Annotated in this window: 20 protein-coding genes; 13 read left to right on the top strand and 7 right to left on the bottom strand. The window is 69.5% G+C overall.

The window, feature by feature from the left end; all coding sequences use genetic code 11:
- Positions 1-12: 12 nt before the first annotated feature.
- Complete coding sequence (locus tag ACWDUM_RS01835) at positions 13-306, top strand: 4a-hydroxytetrahydrobiopterin dehydratase (protein ID WP_450132661.1); 294 nt, start codon at positions 13-15, stop codon at positions 304-306.
- On the opposite strand, the gene ACWDUM_RS01840 is transcribed toward ACWDUM_RS01835, so the two are convergent.
- Positions 245-1,660: a mannosyltransferase gene (locus ACWDUM_RS01840; protein ID WP_450132662.1), complete on the bottom strand. Its 1,416-nt coding sequence runs from the start codon at positions 1,658-1,660 to the stop codon at positions 245-247. The two genes, ACWDUM_RS01835 and ACWDUM_RS01840, sit on opposite strands and share 62 nt — an antisense overlap.
- A 270-nt stretch (positions 1,661-1,930) precedes the next feature.
- Between ACWDUM_RS01840 and ACWDUM_RS01845 the strand changes: the two genes are divergently transcribed.
- From ACWDUM_RS01845 to ACWDUM_RS01860, 4 genes are all read left to right on the top strand, one after another.
- Positions 1,931-2,707 (top strand): Rv1157c family protein, encoded by a 777-nt coding sequence (locus ACWDUM_RS01845; RefSeq protein ID WP_450112953.1) that lies wholly within the window; start codon positions 1,931-1,933, stop codon positions 2,705-2,707.
- A gap of 85 nt (positions 2,708-2,792) precedes the next feature.
- The gene (locus ACWDUM_RS01850; RefSeq protein WP_450132663.1) at positions 2,793-3,131 is read left to right on the top strand and encodes a hypothetical protein; all 339 of its coding nucleotides are present in this window, start codon (positions 2,793-2,795) and stop codon (positions 3,129-3,131) included.
- Positions 3,132-3,171: 40 nt separating this feature from the next.
- Positions 3,172-3,708: a nuclear transport factor 2 family protein gene (locus tag ACWDUM_RS01855; RefSeq protein ID WP_450132664.1), complete on the top strand. Its 537-nt coding sequence runs from the start codon at positions 3,172-3,174 to the stop codon at positions 3,706-3,708.
- 233 nt (positions 3,709-3,941) lie between these two features.
- Positions 3,942-4,433, top strand: coding sequence for a hypothetical protein (locus tag ACWDUM_RS01860; RefSeq protein WP_450112950.1), 492 nt, complete (start codon positions 3,942-3,944; stop codon positions 4,431-4,433).
- A gap of 85 nt (positions 4,434-4,518) precedes the next feature.
- Here the strand turns inward: ACWDUM_RS01860 and ACWDUM_RS01865 are convergent, their stop codons facing one another.
- A complete protein-coding gene (locus ACWDUM_RS01865; RefSeq protein WP_450132665.1) occupies positions 4,519-5,244 on the bottom strand; it encodes a DUF1906 domain-containing protein in 726 nt (241 codons plus the stop codon).
- Between the two features lie 191 nt (positions 5,245-5,435).
- Between ACWDUM_RS01865 and ACWDUM_RS01870 the strand changes: the two genes are divergently transcribed.
- On the top strand, positions 5,436-5,657 hold the full coding sequence (locus ACWDUM_RS01870; RefSeq protein ID WP_450112948.1) for a maltose regulon activator MalT: 222 nt from the start codon (positions 5,436-5,438) through the stop codon (positions 5,655-5,657).
- A 169-nt stretch (positions 5,658-5,826) separates the two neighbouring features.
- Positions 5,827-6,177, top strand: coding sequence for a PLD nuclease N-terminal domain-containing protein (locus ACWDUM_RS01875; protein WP_450112947.1), 351 nt, complete (start codon positions 5,827-5,829; stop codon positions 6,175-6,177).
- A gap of 63 nt (positions 6,178-6,240) precedes the next feature.
- Here the strand turns inward: ACWDUM_RS01875 and ACWDUM_RS01880 are convergent, their stop codons facing one another.
- Positions 6,241-6,972: a CPBP family intramembrane glutamic endopeptidase gene (locus tag ACWDUM_RS01880; protein WP_450112946.1), complete on the bottom strand. Its 732-nt coding sequence runs from the start codon at positions 6,970-6,972 to the stop codon at positions 6,241-6,243.
- Positions 6,973-7,092: 120 nt separating this feature from the next.
- Between ACWDUM_RS01880 and ACWDUM_RS01885 the strand changes: the two genes are divergently transcribed.
- Entirely contained in the window at positions 7,093-8,790 is a 1,698-nt protein-coding gene (locus ACWDUM_RS01885; protein WP_450112945.1) for a fumarate hydratase, read from the top strand.
- Between the two features lie 97 nt (positions 8,791-8,887).
- Here the strand turns inward: ACWDUM_RS01885 and ACWDUM_RS01890 are convergent, their stop codons facing one another.
- From ACWDUM_RS01890 to ACWDUM_RS01900, 3 genes are all read right to left on the bottom strand, one after another.
- Positions 8,888-9,175: a hypothetical protein gene (locus ACWDUM_RS01890; protein WP_450132666.1), complete on the bottom strand. Its 288-nt coding sequence runs from the start codon at positions 9,173-9,175 to the stop codon at positions 8,888-8,890.
- Positions 9,176-9,298: 123 nt separating this feature from the next.
- Positions 9,299-9,868 carry a mismatch-specific DNA-glycosylase gene (locus ACWDUM_RS01895; protein WP_450132667.1) on the bottom strand — a complete coding sequence of 190 codons (570 nt, stop codon included), beginning with the start codon at positions 9,866-9,868 and terminating at the stop codon, positions 9,299-9,301.
- 214 nt (positions 9,869-10,082) lie between these two features.
- Entirely contained in the window at positions 10,083-10,541 is a 459-nt protein-coding gene (locus ACWDUM_RS01900; protein WP_450132668.1) for a carboxymuconolactone decarboxylase family protein, read from the bottom strand.
- Between the two features lie 77 nt (positions 10,542-10,618).
- Between ACWDUM_RS01900 and ACWDUM_RS01905 the strand changes: the two genes are divergently transcribed.
- Genes ACWDUM_RS01905 through ACWDUM_RS01915 form a run of 3 tightly spaced genes read left to right on the top strand, consistent with a single transcriptional unit; the run spans position 10,619 to position 13,141 of the window.
- Positions 10,619-11,524, top strand: a complete 906-nt coding sequence (locus ACWDUM_RS01905) for a sigma-70 family RNA polymerase sigma factor (protein ID WP_450132669.1) — start codon at positions 10,619-10,621, stop codon at positions 11,522-11,524.
- A gap of 56 nt (positions 11,525-11,580) precedes the next feature.
- On the top strand, positions 11,581-11,964 hold the full coding sequence (locus ACWDUM_RS01910; protein ID WP_450112940.1) for a nuclear transport factor 2 family protein: 384 nt from the start codon (positions 11,581-11,583) through the stop codon (positions 11,962-11,964).
- Between the two features lie 46 nt (positions 11,965-12,010).
- Positions 12,011-13,141: a winged helix DNA-binding domain-containing protein gene (locus tag ACWDUM_RS01915; protein ID WP_450132670.1), complete on the top strand. Its 1,131-nt coding sequence runs from the start codon at positions 12,011-12,013 to the stop codon at positions 13,139-13,141.
- A 267-nt stretch (positions 13,142-13,408) separates the two neighbouring features.
- On the opposite strand, the gene ACWDUM_RS01920 is transcribed toward ACWDUM_RS01915, so the two are convergent.
- Positions 13,409-14,749: a WS/DGAT domain-containing protein gene (locus ACWDUM_RS01920; RefSeq protein ID WP_450132671.1), complete on the bottom strand. Its 1,341-nt coding sequence runs from the start codon at positions 14,747-14,749 to the stop codon at positions 13,409-13,411.
- A 143-nt stretch (positions 14,750-14,892) separates the two neighbouring features.
- Between ACWDUM_RS01920 and ACWDUM_RS01925 the strand changes: the two genes are divergently transcribed.
- Both ACWDUM_RS01925 and ACWDUM_RS01930 read left to right on the top strand, forming a co-directional pair.
- Positions 14,893-15,552 (top strand): hypothetical protein, encoded by a 660-nt coding sequence (locus ACWDUM_RS01925; RefSeq protein ID WP_450132672.1) that lies wholly within the window; start codon positions 14,893-14,895, stop codon positions 15,550-15,552.
- On the top strand, positions 15,549-16,733 hold the full coding sequence (locus tag ACWDUM_RS01930; RefSeq protein WP_450132673.1) for a PrsW family intramembrane metalloprotease: 1,185 nt from the start codon (positions 15,549-15,551) through the stop codon (positions 16,731-16,733). The genes ACWDUM_RS01925 and ACWDUM_RS01930 overlap by 4 nt, the downstream gene beginning before the upstream one ends.
- Positions 16,734-16,752 lie beyond the last annotated feature (19 nt).

A 16,752-nucleotide genomic window follows, 5' to 3' on the forward strand; every position in this document is an offset into this window, starting at 1 on the left:
ACCATCATGACCATGGCCGAGTTGCTCACCGACGCCGAGGTCACCGCCGCCCTCGCCGACCTGCCGCAGTGGCGGCGCGAGGGCGCGGCGATCGTCCGGACCGTCGAACTGCCCACCTTCCCCGACGCGATCTCCCTCGTCGACCGGGTCGCCGAAGCCGCCGAGGCGCGCGATCACCACCCCGACATGGACATCCGCTGGCGCAAGGTCACCTTCAGCTGCTCCACGCACTTCAAGGGCGGAATCACGGAGTTGGACGTGGCGCTGGCCCGCGAGATCGATCGGCTGGCTCCGACCGGCGGCTGAGCCGACCGGCGTAGGTCACCCACAGGTAGAAGGCGAACGTCCCGACGACGTCCACCGCACCGAGCCACGCCAGCAGCCCCGGCCGCGAGATCAGCCAGATCGAGTCCTGGAAGAAGCTCAGTACCCACGGGACTCCGACGAGAGTGGAGACCAGCCAGAATCCGGCGAGGATCTTCGATCCCAGCAGATCCGCCACCGGCCCGTGCACCAACCAGATCAGCATCGGAATCAGCCACACCCAGTGGTGCGACCACGAGATCGGCGAGAGCAGCAGCCCGAACAGCTGGACGATCACCAGCGTGCCGAGCAGGTCGTCGCGCCCGAGGGAGCGCCAGGCGAACCACGCGAGCAGCGCCGCGACCGCCATCGCGGCCAGCCACACCCACCCGTTGCCGACGTCGTGTCCGGCGACGCGACTCAACGCGCCGCGCAGCGACTGGTTCCAGACCGAACCGACGGGACCGATCCGCGAGGCGTCACCGAGCAGGTGCTCGAAGTACGTGCGCGCCTCGGCCCCGACCAGGAGGTAGCTGAGGCCGACCGTTCCTGCGAACGCGACGGCGGAGAACACCGCGGCCTTCCACCGCCGGCGCAGCACGAAGTACACGCCCGTGACCGCCGGCGTCAGCTTGATCCCGGCGATGAAGCCGACCAGGCCACCGGCCAGCCACCAGCGGGTCGAGCGCACCGCCACCATCGCCCCGAGTGCGAGGAACACGTTGACCTGGCCGTAGTCGAGGGTGGTGCGCACCGGTTCGGTCCAGATCCCGGCCGCGGTCCACAGGAGAGCGATCGACGTCCAGCGCCGGTCGAGCCCCCGCGTCCAGGACGTCGAGGCGCCGAGCAGCAGCTCGAGACTCATCCGGATCAGCAGGTACAGCGCACCGATCGTCGCGAGCTGCCACAGCACACCGACCACCACGAACGGCAGATAGTGCAGCGGGAAGAAGACGATCGCAGCGAAGGGCGGGTAGGTGAACGGCAGCGGGAAGTCGGGGGTCAGCTCCGAGTAGGTGAAGTCGTACAGGTCCCCGCGCAGCAGTGCCGCCGACCCGTCGACGTACACCCGCAGGTCGACCAGGTTCATCCCGTTCGGGGTCAGGAAGGCCCACGCCATCCGAACCAGGACAGAGACGAGAAGGAGCAGTGGCGCCGCGCGCAGCACCCGCTCGACCCGGGGTCCCGTGCGGGGGGTGCGGACCGCGGGCGCGGGGGTCGTCTCGGACACGGTGCTGGAATTCTCCTGGAAGTTCGTGTGCCTGCTGATCGCGGGCCTGCGGGCCGAATCCCGCATGGTCGTCGGCGAGCCTACGGCAGCCGCCGGACGCACCTCGGACGGGCGATCAGCGCGCATAACAGTTGCATCAACAACCCCACTGTTCACTTGAGTCACACGTTAGAGTTCGGGCTGTCAGCATCGCCACACCACAATGTCGGGATCGCCACACCGCGGAGTGATTACACTGCCGCGGGAGTACCGCCCCATCGCCAACCGACGGGACGGTCCTACGAAACGCTGTACAACGCCAGATGCCCTGCATAGAGTGACCCTTTGACACCGAGGGGCCTGCCGGGCCAGTCGGCTGCTCCGGCGCCGACGCTTGACAACAAGGATGGGGACACCGTGCTTCGTACGCGAGGAACGCGCATATCGATCATCGCGCTGGCGATTACCGCTGCCGCGGTCGCGCTACCGGCGACTGCCTCCGCCGAGCCCGCTCCCGCGGTTCCCCAGATCCCCGCAGGCCTGGACATCGAGGCCCTCGCCTCGCTCGCCCCGGCCATCGTCGGTGCGGCCGCAGGCCCGATCGAGCTCGGTGTGACCGATGTCGCGAACCCGCAGGCCGATCTCCTCGCCCAGGCGAAGGCCCTGCTCGAGGCGTCGAACCTGCCCCCGGAGACCAAGTCCACCCTGCAGCGCGTCATCACGTTCCTGGACGGCAGCGGCGGCGGAGGACCGGAGCTCCCCCCGGAGAGCGGCCCGGTCATCTCCCAGTTCCTCTACCCCACCATCGGCAAGGGCTGCATCGGCGGCAAGTCCGACTCGGTCGGCGCGGCCCTGGCCGTCCCCGGCCCCGCGCACCTGCCCCCGCCGGGACCGAAGGCCGGCGAGGCCGGATTCGTGTTCACCGCGCTCGGCACCAGCAAGGCCACCGCGGAGCAGCCGAACCCGCTGGTCGTCGACTGGGTCAACATCGACCACCCGAAGACCGGTCGCGCCACACTGACGACCGCGTCCCAGATCAACCCGGACGGCCCGGCGACCCTCTCGGCGATCGCCCAGACCGGCCAGGGCCGCGTGCTCGCCGTGGTCTCCGGCGGCCTCACCACAGAGGTCGAGGGCGCCGCACCGGCCACCTGCAGCTTCCTGCCGACGGTCGGCACGGTCTACGTCCCCTGACGTCCGACAGCCCGAAATCCTCGGAAGGACCCCTCGCCCGGCGAGGGGTCCTTCTGTATTCACTGCCACCGTGGTAAACCGGGGAATGGCCTCCCCCAGTCGGAATTCCATCAAATCCGTCCGGTCCCGGCGCTCGATCCTGTCCATCCGCTCGGAGGGATCGATCCTGTCCATCGGGTCCGCGTATTCGATTCTCTCGATCGGCAGCGTCGGCTCGATCCTGTCGATAGGCTCCATCGGGTCCGCCGGTTCCACACTGTCCTCCGGTTCGTTCGCCAGCCTCGGCTCGGCTCTGTCCGGATTGTCACGTTGGTCGGTTCTGTCCTGGCGGGCCGACGGCGGCGAGCCCGGCGAGCGGCCTCTGCACGTACTGGCCGAGGAGCCCGAACTCGCGCGCTCACCGCTGGCGCACACCCAAACCTGATCCGCAGCAAGCGGTTTCGGCAGAAGACCACGGAGGACATGTGACCCTGTCGGGCAACGACACCGCCACCACCCCGACCGCGAGCGGCCGCTGGACACGCGACGAACTGGAGCAGGCGTTCGCCGATTACCAGCGCACGGTCGAGCAGGCGAAGCGGACCGGCGACTGGAACCTGTTCGCCGACATGTTCACCGAGGACGCGACGTACATCGAGCACGCCTACGGCAACTTCACCGGCCGCGAGGAGATCCGCCCCTGGATCATCCGGACGATGAACAGCTTCCCCGGCAACCACATGACCGCTTTCCCAGCACTCTGGTACACGATCGACGAGCAGCGCGGGTGGGTGATCTGCGAGATCGACAACCCGATGTGCGACCCCGGCGACGGGTCCACGCACGGGGCGTCGAACCTGACGATCCTGCACTACGCCGGGGACGGACTCTGGTCGTGCGAGGAGGACGTCTACAACCCGATGAAGTTCCTGAAGATGGCCAAGAAGTGGTGCCGCGCCGCCGAATCCGCCGACGCACTGCCGGACGAGGCCCGGCAGTGGCTGGCGAAGATCGGCGGCTGACGACGACCGGAAGCAGGCCGGGACGACCCCGACTCAGGGGTTCGGGGTCTCCCCGCCACTGCTGCTCGATCCGGCGGAGACACCGTCGTAGATATTGGCTGCAACGGCATACAGAAGATTGATGATGAGTTCCATCGGCTGACCTCCATGATCTGGTCGTCGGTGACGACGCGTCTGTTCTGTACGTCGTAAACCTCCGCGCTTCCCGTTACTTCGGGGTCTACGCTCGACCCATGAAAATCGCAGCTGCAGTTCTGACCGCCTCTGCCATTTCACTTGCCCTGGTGGGGTGCACGTCGAACAACGACAACGAGTCCACGACCACGACGCCCACCGGAGCCCTGGACCGCGCCTCGTCCGCGGTCGAGTCCGCGGCGAGCGCCGCGCAGGGTGCCATCACCTCGGCGCAGAGCGCCGCCCAGGGCGCCATCTCGTCCGCCCAGTCCGCCGCAGGCAGCCTCGTCACCCGCGCACAGGGTGCGGTCGACACCGTCAAGGCAGGCACGTTCACGACCGCCTTCAAGGCCGCGTACCCGAGCCTGGCCGAGGGCCGTGACGACTCGGCGATCGAGGACATCTACGCCCAGACCTGCGCCGCCATCGACGCCGGTGTCGACGAGGCGACCGTGGTGTCGGAACTCGAGGTCCGAGCGGGAAACAACGGCACCAAGGCCACACCCGAGCAGGCCCAACGGATCTACGACATCGCCAAGCCACTCTGCTGACCGGCCGGCCCGCAGGCGGACTGACGGACCGGCTCGCCGGCGGGCTCACGAACCGGCCCGCCGGTGCGCCGACCCGAACCGGTTGTCAGGCCAGCGACCACTGCCCGTAGTCGGGCTTGAGGATGGCGTTGAGGTCGATGCCCACACCGTCGACGGCGCGTTCGTCGATCTCGAACTGGTGCAGGTGCGCCTCGGGGTGCACGTAGCCCTCGGGGGTCCCCCAGTCGTGCTGCCAGAAGTAGGCCCCAGCGCCCGCGTCGAGCAGCCGGTCGATGGTGCCGGAGTTCGCGTAGACACCGGTGTTCTCGGCCCCGACGATCGACTCCCAGCCGCGGATGTAGGGCACGATCATCGCCGTGATGTCGGCGGAGCTCGGCTTGTCGTCGATGGAGGCGTAGATCGGGCGTCCCTCGGGACCCCCGGCGGCCCGGTGGAGTTCGAGGCCCCGGGTGGCGTGCTCGACTCCGGCGTCGAAGCCACCGCGCCAGTCCGCGGTCGGGCCCTTGCCGAACTGATAGCAGGACACCACCTCGAGGCCGGCTGCGGCGAGCGCCGACGCCTCGTCGGCGCGCATCGGCTTGCCGAGCATCCACTGCGCCTCGGGCCTGCGGTCGGAGACGTAGCGGATGGCACCGGTGTGACCGGCCGCCCGAATCGCGGCGGCGTCGGGGACGCCGCCGGAGTAGTCGACGAGGGTGCCGCGCGCCGGGGACGCGGCCGCGACGACGCCGGGTGCACCGAGCGCCGCGGCGCCGAGCACCGCCGACCCCACGGCCGCGTATCTGAACAGTTCGCGACGGGATACCTGCACGGCGCCTCGATTCGTAGAGCGGTTTCGTGAATTGCACCACACCACAGTGGTGCCTGCCAGTCGCACCCGTGCTCTCCTGCCCCACCGGAACCACGGTGGGCAGGCCTCGCGGCCGCCATCGGCGGTAGGCTCGAGTCGTATCCGGACGGCGGCAGATCGGCCGCACAACCTCCCGAGGACGGCGAGGCGTCATGGCAAAAGAGGCATGGTGGGTCATCGCACCCGAGAGCCCGTTCACCTTCGAGCAGCGTCCCAACGGTGATCTCGTCGTCGCGAAGCGCGACACCACCGAGGAACACGTGCTCCACGGCTACGAGTGGATGCACATCGCACCGGACGACCCTCGGCATCGGATCAAGGTGCACGGCGAGGGTCCGCCACCGTTCGGACGGTGGGTCCGACTGGAGGAGTGACGCTCAATTCTGAGCAATTCCTAAGTTCCCCTCACGAAGTCCGTCTCACGGCGGCACTCTCCACGTAACCTCCCCAGCGGGGGTCACACGGGTTCCCGGCCTTGTCGGTGCCGGCCCGTGTCGACAGGCGCCGACTGTGCGCCGCACGTACTGGGGAAGAAGGTTCGCCATGCTGTTCGCCGCGTCGGTGCTGATCGCCGCGTTGGTCTGGATCCACCCGATCGTGGATGTCGTCACCCACGCACCGTGGCAGGTCCGGGCACTGCCGCGCACCGCCTGGCTCCTGCTGGTGACGCTGCTACCCGTGTTCGGACCGGCGCTGTGGCTGTTGCTGGGGCGCCCCCGCGGGCCGGTCCCCCTCCCCGATCAGCGGATGCATCCGGCGGTGTACTTCGCGCGCGAACGCGAGCGGGCGGCGGCACAGGCGATCGTCGACGAGGAGGAGGAGTTCCGCCGGCGGTGCGTCGAGCGGGCGACCGAACAGCGGGAGGCCGCACACCAGGATGCTCGCGAGCCCTAGCCGTCAGGCCGTTCTCGTAGCCGTCAGGCCGGTCTCGTGGCCGTCAGGCCGGTCTCGTAGCCGTCAGGAAGTGGTCACGTGCCAGACCAGCGCGGCGGCGAGGGCCCCGACCCCGTTGAGCGACCAGTGCAGGGCGATCGGCGCGAGCAGGCTGCCGCTGCGGCGACGCAGCCAGGTGAACACCACACCGGCGACCGCGGTGGCGGCGACGGCGCCGGCGATGCCGACGACCTGACCGAGCACCCCGCCGCCCAGGATCCCGGTCAGGCCCTGGTTGCCGCTGGTCAGGCCGAGCGAGGACGCGATGTGCCAGAGCCCGAACAGCAGTGAGCCTGCCGCGAACACGCCGCGGGCACCCCACACCCGGTCCAGAGTTCCGTGCAGCACCCCGCGGAACGCCAGCTCCTCGGGGATGACCGTCTGCAGCGGGATGATGATCATCGACGCGATCAACGCGCCGGACACGGTCGCGTACCGGTTGCTCAGGAAGAACTGCCTGGTCAACGGCAGCGCGATGGCGACGGCCACCACCACCAGAACGAGAGCGACCGCACCCAGCGCGTAGAGCGCACCCTTACGCCAGTGCCGCGGGGACAACCCCAGTTCGGCCCAGCCGAGGCCCCGTCCGCGCCCGAGACCGAGCAGCACCGCGGCCGAGATGGGCACCGCCGCGACCGAGGCCCACACGGTGGTGAAGTGGGCGATCAGATTCGTACCGACGAGTACGGCGACGACGACCGCGACATCGAGGTACGCGTGGAAGCGCGGGCGGTGGACGGCGAGCGTGTGAGGCACCCCGTCGAGTGTACGGACCCCACGGGTGTGGAATCGGCCGTATCATCCCCGCCTCCAGCGCGCTCGGACTGCAGGTTTAGCCTGGTTCCCGACTTCACACGCCGATTCCCAGGAGAGATGATGGCCGACTTCCTCTACGAGGACCTGCTGCCGATCGGGGAAGATCCCACCGAGTACCGGCTGCTGACCACCGAAGGGGTGTCCACTGTCGAGGGCCCGGACGGGCGTACCTTCCTGCAGGTCGAACCCGAGGCGCTGCGGCTCCTGACGGAGACCGCGCTGCACGACATCTCGCACTACCTGCGGACGGATCACCTCAAGCAGGTCGCGAGCATCCTCGACGACCCCGAGGCGTCGAACAACGACAAGTTCGTCGCACTCGACCTGCTCAAGAACGCGAACATCTCCGCCGCGGGCGTGCTGCCGATGTGCCAGGACACCGGTACCGCGATCGTGATGGGCAAGCGCGGCCAGCACGTGCTGACCCCCGGCGACGACGACGAGGCGATCGCCCGCGGCGTGTACGACGCGTACACGAAGCTGAACCTGCGGTACTCGCAGAACGCCCCGATCACCATGTGGGACGAGAAGAACACCGGCAACAACCTGCCCGCACAGATCGAGCTGTACGCGGACACCCACAAGGGCCACGAGAACGCCTACAAGTTCCTGTTCATGGCCAAGGGTGGCGGGTCGGCGAACAAGTCGTACCTGTACCAGGAGACGAAGGCCATCCTGAACCCGGACTCGATGATGCAGTTCCTCGAGGCCAAGATCCGCTCGCTCGGCACCGCGGCCTGCCCGCCGTACCACCTGGCGATCGTCGTCGGCGGCACGTCCGCGGAGTTCGCGCTCAAGACCGCGAAGTACGCCTCGGCGCACTACCTGGACGAGCTGCCCACCGAGGGCGCGATGACCGGTCGTGGCTTCCGCGACCACGAGCTCGAGAAGCAGGTCTTCGAGCTGACCCAGAAGATCGGCATCGGCGCCCAGTTCGGCGGCAAGTACTTCTGCCACGACGTCCGGGTCATCCGTCTCCCCCGGCACGGCGCCTCGCTGCCCGTCGCGATCGCGGTCTCCTGCTCGGCGGACCGGCAGGCGAAGGCGAAGATCACGCCGGAGGGCGTGTTCCTCGAGCAGCTCGAGTTCAACCCGGGCCGGTTCCTGCCGGAGGTCACCGACACCGAGCTCGACGCCGAGACCTCCGGTGTCTCGGGCACCGGCAAGGGCGCCGCGGTCAAGATCGACCTGACCAAGCCGATGCCGGAGATCCTGGCCGAGCTGTCCAAGCACCCGGTCAAGACCCGGCTGTCGCTGACCGGCCCGCTGGTCGTCGCCCGAGACATCGCGCACGCGAAGATCAAGGAACGCCTCGACGCCGGCGAGGAGATGCCGCAGTACCTCAAGGACCATCCGGTGTACTACGCCGGTCCGGCCAAGACCCCGGAGGGGATGGCGTCGGGTTCCTTCGGCCCGACCACGGCCGGGCGGATGGACTCGTACGTCGAGCAGTTCCAGGCTGCGGGTGGCTCGATGGTCATGCTGGCCAAGGGCAACCGGTCCAAGCAGGTCACCGACGCGTGCAACTCCCACGGCGGGTTCTACCTCGGCTCGATCGGCGGCCCGGCCGCGCGCCTTGCGCTCGACTGCATCAAGAACGTCGAGGTCATCGAGTACGAAGAGCTGGGCATGGAGGCGGTCTGGAAGATCGACGTCGAGGACTTCCCGGCGTTCATCGTCGTCGACGACAAGGGCAACGACTTCTTCGCCCACACCGGCGAGGTCACTCTGACGATCGGCAAGCGCCCCGGGCTGTGAACCGACACAGCCAATGACGAAGGCCCGGTGGGGTATTCACTCCACCGGGCCTTCGCCGTCTTCGCCGGCACTCGCGCCGCGTGGCCGAGACGACGGGTCACAGCACGAACGGAATGAGCCTCTTCGTCCGGTCCATGTACCGCCGGTACGGCTCACCGAGCCCCTCGACCAGTAGAACGCTCGACACCGCCCCACCGATGTAGGCCGTCGCGAGCCCGAGTCCCACGGCAACACCCGACCACGCGTCGCGTGTCGGGCCCGAATCCGGGTGCGTGCGTCCGATCCGGTACTCGGAGAACAGGAAGGCGAGGAACGCGAGCGCGAGCACCACCGCCGCGACCGGATCGGCCGCGAACAGTGGGAGGGCCGATCCCGGGTCAGCCACCGGCTGCCCGCTCCCGCTCCTGCATCAACTTCAGCGTAAGTCGATTCACCCCGTCGATCGACCTGTCCGAGTGATGCCGGGAACCCGATCGGCCCCGACCGAGCGGGCCGCTGCGACGGTGTCTCAGGCCGGGACCACGCCTGCTTCGACGGCGGCCGCCCGGTACGCGACCGCGAGGGAGTCGACGGTGTCGTGGGCGTTGAGCCCGCTCGGGTTGGGCACGACCCACAACTCCGCCCCCTCGACATCGTCCGGCTGACGCCCCTTGACGGCCTTGCGCACACCGAATGCGGCCCGGTACGCGGTGATGCCGGCGACCGCGACGACGCGTGGGCGCACATCCGCGACCAGCGCACGCAGCCGCTCGCCACCGGCCCGGAGTTCCTCGGCAGTCAGCTCGTCGGCCCGGGCGGTCGCGCGCGCAACGAGATTCGTGATGCCGACGCCGCGGGACACCAGCAGGTCCCGATCTGCGCTCGACATCCCCGCGGTGGGATCGATCGGCCGGTCGATGATCCCTGCGCGCAGCAGCGCTGGATAGAAGCGATTGCCGGGACGCGCGAAGTGCGCACCGGTCGCCGCGGTCCACAGGCCCGGATTGATGCCGACGAACAGCAGCCGGCAGCTGGGGCCGATCAGATCCGGCACCTCGGCGTCGCGGAACGACTCGAGCTGCTCGCGTGTGAAACCCATTCCCCGAGTACAGCACTCCTGGTCCGCGACGCCGGCGGGGGGACCTGCCCCTAGGGCGTGTCTCCTAATCCCTCTCGGATGCCCCTGGCGAAACAATCGTCGTCCGGCAAGGCGGAGGAGAAGCCGATACCGCTGTTGTATCGGCGCCGACGACAACGCAGCAGGGCGGCGATTGGGCGCCGGGGGCGCCGAATCGGGGATTGGGAGACATGTCCTAGCCCCAACTGGCCCCGGCGATCTGCTTGACCGAGGCGTTGAGCCGGTTCCAGACGTTGATCAACGAGATCTGCATGATCAGGGCCGCCAGTTGCTGCTCGTCGTAGTGGTCGGCGGCGTCGTCCCACACGTCGTCCGACACCGGGTCGGGCCGATCGGCGAGCCGCGTGACCGCCTCGGTGAGTGCGAGGGCGGCGCGTTCGGCGTCGGTGAAGTACGGCGACTCCCGCCACGCCGCCACCGCGAACAGGCGCTCGACCGTCTCCCCGTCCTTCATCGCCAGCTTCGGATGCATGTCGACGCATACGCCGCAGCCGTTGATCTGACTCGCCCGCAGATGCACCAGGTGCACCGTGCTCGCCGGGAGTCCGGTGTTCTCGGTCGTGTGCCCCACCGCCTGCAGCGCCGCCACGGCGCCGGGAAGGACCAGTGCGGGGTTGTTCATTCGTGCCTGCATCGTCGTCGCTCCTGTCACAAAGGTTGTTTCGTGTTCGTCATTGCACTGACGGATCGGCACGAGAGAATGTGACAGCAATGAGCGACGAATTTCTGGCCCGGCGTTTCGAGGAGCACCGCGAGCACCTGAGGGCGGTGGGATACCGCATGCTCGGCTCGAGCGCCGAGGCCGAGGACGCGGTGCAGGAGACGTGGCTGCGGCTGAGCCGATCGGACACCGACGCGGTGAACAACCTCGGGGGCTGGCTCACCACCGTGCTGAGCCGGGTCTGCCTGGACATGCTGCGCTCGCGCACCTCACGCCACGAGGTGGCCCTGGACGGGCCCGCGGTACCGGCCACACCCGAGACGCGCCCCGAATCGTCACCAGAGAATCAAGCGGTTCTCGCCGATTCGATCGGGATCGCGATGATGGTCGTCCTGGACACCCTGACCCCGGCCGAGCGACTGACGTTCGTGCTGCACGACATGTTCGCGGTGCCGTTCGACGAGATCGCCCGGATCGTGGGCCGCACCCCCGCGGCCACCCGGCAACTCGCGAGCCGCGCCCGGCGCCGGGTCCAGGGCGCCAGTGCCCCGGACCCCGATCGGCTCCGCCGCCGTCGCGTGGTCGAAGCGTTCCTCTCCGCGTCGCGCGAGGGCCGGTTCGAGGATCTCCTCGCGCTGCTCGACCCCGACGTGGTGCTGCGCGCGGACGACGCCGCGGTCACCGCCGCAAGCGCCGCGCTGGCACACGGCGCACCGGCCCTGTCCGCCCGGCTGCACGGTGCGCGCGCCGTGGCCGAATCGTTCCGCGGTCGTGCCCGCAACGCCCAGGTCGTCACCGTCGACGGCAGGGTCGCGGCGGCGTGGGCACCGGGCGGGCAACCGCGCTCGGTGTTCACGTTCACCATCGTCGGGGATCGGATCGTCGCACTCGACGTCGTCGCCGACCCCGCAGTGATCGCCGGATTGGACATCGATTTGGCCGCAGCGGACGTGTGACGCCACGTCCGGTGCCACGATGGAACGGACCGCGCCACGACCTGCGAAGGAGTGTCATGGAACCGGAGATGTCCGAATCCGATCCGTCGCTGTCGCCCAACAAACGGGCCGTCGCGGCGTATGTCGACGGTTTCCGCTCGGGCGACCACGAGGCGATCCTGTCGCTGCTCGCCGACGACGTCGTCTGGGAGATGCCCGGCGACTTCTCGATCACCGGCAAGGACGCCTTCGACCGTGAGATCGACAACGACGCGTTCACCGGCAAGCCGACGCTGACGGTGATCCGGATGGTCGAGGAGGACGACGTCGTGGTTCTTCTCGGCACCGTCGAGGCCCGGTTCGCGGACGGCGGCGAACTGCGGGGGATCTTCAGCGACCACTTCCACTTTCGCGACGGGAAGATCCAGCGGATCGAGTCGTACCAGGTCGACAACCGCTGAGCTGCAGGGCCCGGCGCCTGTCGGTGACCCCTCCTACACTCTCGCCATGGCCACCGAGGTGACGCGCGCGCAGGTGCTCTCGTATCGCTGGCACGCCCAGCAACTCGACCGGCAGCCGGGTGTCGCCGCCGACGCCACGGACTGCGACCTGCTCGACCTCGGCATCCAGAACACCGGTCCGGACGGCGCGGCCTGGGCGTTGCGGCTGCGGGGCACCCCGGACACCTCCCCCGGCGACCTCGCGCTCGCGTGGACGCTGCGCGGGGCGCCGCACTGCTACCGCCGGGCAGACCTGCCCGGGGTGGCGGTGGCGACGGCGCCGTTGTCGGAGGCGGACGCGGGCAAGCGCATCTTCGACGCGAACCGGCCGCTCAAGGCCGCAGGGATCCAGGCGATCGACGCACTGCGTGCCGTCGCCGACGCGATGCGCGACATCGTGCGTGAGCCCACCGTCAAGGGCGTCATGTCGACGGAACTGACCGCCCGGATGAGCGAGCCGTACCTGCGGTTCTGCCGACCGTGCAACACCACCCACGTGTACGAGATGCCGTTCCGGCTCGCGGCGCTGCATGCCGGACTCGAACTGCGTCCGGGCACCTCTCCGCCGGTTCTCGAACGCATCCCGGGTTGGCGGCGGAAACCGTATGCCCGTCTCGGCCCCGACGCGGACCCCCGCCTGGACGTCATTCGCGGATACCTGCGCTTCCTCGGGCCGAGCGACCCGCGGACCGTCGCCGCGTACGTCGACGCCCCGGTCAGGGACGTCACGCGGAACTGGCCGACGGACACCGTGGAGGTGTCGGTGGAGGGCACCACCCGGTCGATTCTGGCCGGCGACGCCGACGCACTGCTGGCCCCGCCGGCCGACGGATCCGTGCGCCTGCTCGGGCCGTTCGACCCGTACCTGCAGCTGAAGGATCGCGACCTCCTCGTCCCCGACGAGGCTCGGCGCAAGGCACTGTGGCCCACCCTCGGCCGGCCGGGTGCGATCGCGGTCGGCGGCGAGATCGTCGGCGAGTGGCGCCCGCGGACGTCTGGGCGGAGGCTGGCGATCGAGGTGACTCCCTGGCAGACGGTGGCGGAACCGTTGAATTCGGGTGTCGAGGAACAGGGGGCGGCGCTCGCCCTGTTCCGGGGCGTGGAGTTCGGCGGTGTCACCGCCACGGAGAGCCGGTGACCGGTGTGAACACGAACGGGCCCGGTGGAGCATTTCGCTCCACCGGGCCCGGGGTGTCCGAGGCGCCGAACTCGACTACGGTCCGACGGCCAGCAGGTTGGCCAGCTCAGCAGCGGTCTTGTCCCCGATGTAGGGAAGCAGCGCATCGTAGATGAGGGTCGACATGTCGGACTCCGTTCGCTTGGTGCAGGCGCCGGGTCAACTCCGGCACCGGCCACAGTAGCGGGACGGCGGCGAGTTCGCCACGATTTCGCTGCCCTCGAAGCGTCACCGAACGGGTGTGTACCCGGTCAGCGCGGCGTGTACCCGCCCGACCGCCTCGCGCAGCAGACGGACGTATCGGTCCAGGTCGAGCACCGCGGGCGAGGTGGCGACGGAGATCGTGACCCGATCCCCGATGCCGTGTACGCCGTGGGTCAGCCCCATGAAGTTCGACAGCGCCGGGAAACCGGCCGTGAACACCACCCGCCCGCCGCCGAGCACGAGGTCGGCGGGGCCGCGGTCGACGCTGGAGACCACCGTGTGGCCGGTGACCTCCTCGGGCACCGCGGTGAAGTCGAAGTGCTCGACGCCGTGCCGCAGCAGCGGAGCGGGGACGACGGCCAGCGCGCGGTCCTCTGCCGCGCCGGACGGGTGGTCGGCGCGCATCCGGCGCAGGCGCAGCGCCGTGGCGATCGCGGCGGCCCGCTGCGCGAGGTCCTCGATCTCGGGATGCAGATCCACCGAGACGTTGCGGAAGTGATTGCGGGCCAATCGCTCCCCCGGCTTCGCGACCGTCACCTCGGCGGCCGGTCCGGACCCGGGGTCGGATTCCTGCTCGCCCAGGTACTGCGACAGGGCCAGCGAGATCGCGGTCATCGCGCCGACGGTGATGCTGATTCCGGGGCCGCGCAGGTACTCCGCAGGGACCACCACCGTGTCGATGCTGCGTCGCTCGTCGGGCGCGCTGTTGGTGGGCAGCTTCGGCCGGCTCGGGGGCGGTGGCGGGACCAGTCCGGCCGCGGTGTCCTGTTCGAGCTGCCGGTGGGCCAGGTGGGCGGGCCGGGCCCGCCTCAGCATCTGCCCGACCTGGACGGGCATGCGCAGCACCGCCCTCGCGAAGGCGAGGTGGGGGTGCCACGGCGCAACGGGCGGGCCGGTCACGAGCGGGGCCGCGCCGAACAGTTCGCGGGCCGCCGTGGACGCGCGCCGACCGTCGCCGAGGGCGTGGGCGACCTGCAGCACCGCCACCACGGCGCGGGAGTCACCACACTCGGGCGCACCGGTCACCGGACCGAAAAGGTGTAGCCGCCAAGGTGATTCGAGGGGATCGAGCCGGTCGGTGAGCAGTGCCGCCGTGTCCGCGCGGCAACTGTCCCAGTCCATCGGCCCCTCGTGCAGCCGGACGAGCGTGGCATCGGGGACCATCGGTACCCAATGCGGAAAGTCGACACGACCGGGGACCTCACGGACTCTCAGCCGCAGATCCGGGACCGCCGAGGCCCGCTCGATCACGCCCTCCCCGATCTCCGTGAGCGGCGCCGTGGCATCGGCGAAGCAGTACAGCAGGAACTGGTCGGTGGGAATCTTGTGGGAGATCCAATACGACTGCGCATCGGGGGCGCTCATCCGCGGCACCGGCCGACGATAGCAGCGCGCGGGACCGCGCCGACCCGCCGGATGGAGTGGGCGAACCGTCGCGTGGTGTCGAATGCACGGAACGTCCGCCAACGCCTAACGTTGCAGCCATCTGTTCAGGTCACGGAGGCGAGATGATCCAAGGAGTCCAACCGAGTTCGACGCCGCCCCACGGCGGCTACGACCCCGGGGACAGATGGGTGCCGGTGGACCGCCGCCGGCTCGGCCTGGACGGGGCCACGTTCCTCCCGGCGTTCGTGGTGCTCGCCCTCGCATTCGTCATGGGAGCCGTGTTGCCCGCGATCAACAGCGCGGTCGCGTATGACGACAGGGTCGTCGCCGGCGACGTGATGGGAGTCGCGGGCGACATCACGTTCGTCCCCGCCGCCGGATGGGGCATCACATCCGGCGTCCGGGTCGGTGACGCCCCCGCCACCGGGTACCCCCGGTCCGCGAGGGTCGAGGACGGCGACCTGTCGTTCACCGTTCGCACCGGTGACTTCTCCGGTGACGCGCGTGCCCTCCTCCAGCAGATCAAGGACACCACCGAAGCACTCGACGAGAACATCCGCATCGACGGGGCACCGGTGGCGATCACCACCGACTCCGGCGAGCGCGGACTGGTCGCACGCTACGCGGGCCCCAAGCTCGACGGGGCGCTGGCGGCATTCGTCGTGGAGGGCCGCGGCATCGAGGTTGTCGCGGTCGGCCCGCCGGACACCGAGCATCATCAGGCCGAACAGATCGCCCAGATGATCTCGAGCATTCGACACACCGAGGAGGGCACCCGATGACCACCGTGATCGAGGATCTGCACGAACGACGTGTGGCCGCGATCGAGAACTCGGGTTGGGGCCGGGCGTTCACCTTCTACCAGCCGCGCAACGCGGCCTTCTGGGTGTACCTGCTGCTCGTGTCCAGCGGGGTGTTCACCTTCGTTACGGTGTTGGCGAGCGCCGCGGGCGCGTACGGGCGCGCGATCGTCGTGTCGGTGGTGCTGTTCGTGGTCTACGGGGCCATCTTCTGGTGGTTCACCCATCACATCGATCGCTACGCCCGGCAACCGGTGAAACTGGCTGTCGCCGCGTTCGCCTGGGGTGCGTTCGCAGCGACGTGGGTCCTGGCCGCGGGCGCCAACGACGCGCTGCGCGCGCTGTACGCGAAGGCGTTCGGGCAGTCCTGGGCGCTGGACTGGGGTGCCGGTCTGACCGCGCCGTTCACCGAGGAGGTCGCCAAGGGCATCGGCCTCGTCCTGCTGATCGCGTTGGCGCCGCGCCTGATCCGCACCGCGTTCGACGGCTTCATCGTGGGCGCCTTCCTCGGCCTCGGCTTCCAGATCGCCGAGGACATCGTGTACGCGCTGAACTCGGCGGGCACCCAGTTCGGCGCCAACCAGGTCGCCGCAGCGATGAGCACCGTGTGGCTGCGGATGGGTGTCGGTGTCGCCGCCCACATCCTCTACAGCGCCGTCTTCTGTGCCGGGCTGGTGTACCTGCTTGGCCGGCCCGCCGAACCACGGCAGGTCAGGCGCGGGCTCGCCCTGATGGCCACCGCGATGCTGCTGCACGGGGTCTGGAACTCGATGGCGGTCCTCGTCCGGGGGAACGTGGCCCTGATGATTCCGGCGTGGGCGATCGTCATCGTCGTTGCGCTGTGCATCGTCGTCCGGGTGTTCCGGATGACCGTTCCGCGAGAACGGGAGTTCATGCGCGACGTCCTCGCACCCGAGGTCGACCACGGGGTGGTCACCGAACCGGAACGCGACGCGATGTGCGGTGACCACAAGGCGCGCAGAGCGTTCCGCAGATCCGGGGCCACCCGCCGCGACCGCAGGCGAAACGGGTACGTGCTCGAGTCCGTCGCAGACCTCGCGGACGCACTGGCGACCTCGCACGGCCGGGACACCGCCGCCGTCGAGTTCGCCCGCGCAGAGATGGGGCGGATTCGTGCCGGCGTCCCCTCGACACCGCGCTGACCCCACTCACCGCTCACAC

Source organism: Rhodococcus sp. NPDC003322 (assembly GCF_053589555.1).